The sequence below is a fragment of the Streptomyces sp. NPDC002130 genome (assembly GCF_040296465.1).
Classification (GTDB): domain Bacteria; phylum Actinomycetota; class Actinomycetes; order Streptomycetales; family Streptomycetaceae; genus Streptomyces.
This window is the reverse complement of the sequence record NZ_JBEOXI010001023.1, coordinates 1-1,216: the sequence shown is the minus strand read 5'-3', so window position 1 is coordinate 1,216 and position 1,216 is coordinate 1. Positions and strand designations below refer to the sequence as shown.

Genomic DNA, 1,216 nt, shown 5'->3' with positions numbered 1-1,216 from the left:
GTCCGGGATCGGCACCGAAAGTGCGCCCAATTTCATGGTCCCTCCGCGAACTACGACGCTGGCGCACGTCGTCACCTCGAGATCCTCGATCGGGCACGTGCCCCAACCGTCGAAGGTCAACGGATCAATCTCCGGCGCACTGGAGGAACCGAGTGATCCTCCCCCGGAGGACCCTGACGAGGATTCGTCGGCGACTGCCACACCTGCCCCGGCCATGACAAACGATGCAATTACCACAACGGTCGACAACACTCGAGATTTATTGCGGCTCTTCATCTTCGAATTCCTCCATCGTTGACGGAACGTCACGAGAGCCACCCCTGCGGATCGCACCTCGATCTACGCCCGGCACGCTACCGAGAAGTGAGACGCGGATTCACACATAACGGCGATATTTCCCACCAAAGAACTACGGCGATCACGCTCGATCGAACTTCCGTCCTAGCTCGGAAACCGTATCGATCCCGTTGGCTCAGTTCGGTTCGACTGCTCCCGAACCGATGACCTGATCGAGGAACGGCCCGAACATCTCTCCCAGGTTCTCGGCGATCTGATCGGGAGCACCGAAGGACAACGTCACGTGACTGATCGCGAGACGCACTATCGTGCTGCCGAACATCTCGGCATGGACGCGGTCGACGTTCGCCCAACTGGTCATGAAGATCTCGGCCAACCTCGCGCTCGCATGTTCGAGCAGCGTCATGTGTTTGAATGATCGAACTTTCGAAAATTGTTGTACAACATACCGATAACTCTCGCAACTCCTGACGCTTGGACGTTCGTCCGACTAGAATTCGGAGGTATGAAAACTATCAGTTACTCATTTCAGTGGCCTGGCGCGCTCTGGAGCACAGCCATAGGGATACTCACAGCCCTCGTACTTGCACTAATGGGTGGAGCACTGATGCCGTCGCTCGCTCACGCCGCAGATGGTGAGAGCGGAATCCTCGAGTACTCCGCCGACAACTCGACCTGGGGGGATACATCCAAAATCCTCTGGAGCACAGACATACTCATCCCCGGTGGGACCAACACAACCACATTCCACGTCCGAAACGCATCGGACCGCGCAGGTGAAGCACACTTCTACGTCGGAGATTACAAAATCAGCGACGGCATGGAAGCATTCCTTCGTGTCGACGTAAACGGCGCTACCGGCAATCCGCTCACCGTTACCGGCAATGTCGCCACACCGGGGACCCAGTTGAACTCGGTC

The 1,216-nt window shown here is 57.2% G+C and carries 2 protein-coding genes and 1 pseudogene; 1 reads left to right on the top strand and 2 read right to left on the bottom strand.

Annotation, left to right across the window (positions count from 1 at the left end; genetic code table 11):
• Positions 1–276, bottom strand: a pseudogene (locus tag ABT116_RS48040) (hypothetical protein); the annotation flags it as partial.
• 196 nt (positions 277–472) lie between these two features.
• Positions 473–703, bottom strand: coding sequence for a hypothetical protein (locus tag ABT116_RS48035; protein WP_351647807.1), 231 nt, complete (start codon positions 701–703; stop codon positions 473–475).
• A 99-nt stretch (positions 704–802) separates the two neighbouring features.
• Here ABT116_RS48035 and ABT116_RS48030 point away from each other — a divergent pair.
• Positions 803–1,216, top strand: a 414-nt coding sequence (locus ABT116_RS48030) for a cupredoxin domain-containing protein (protein WP_351647805.1), incomplete at its 3' end; no start/stop codon positions are given.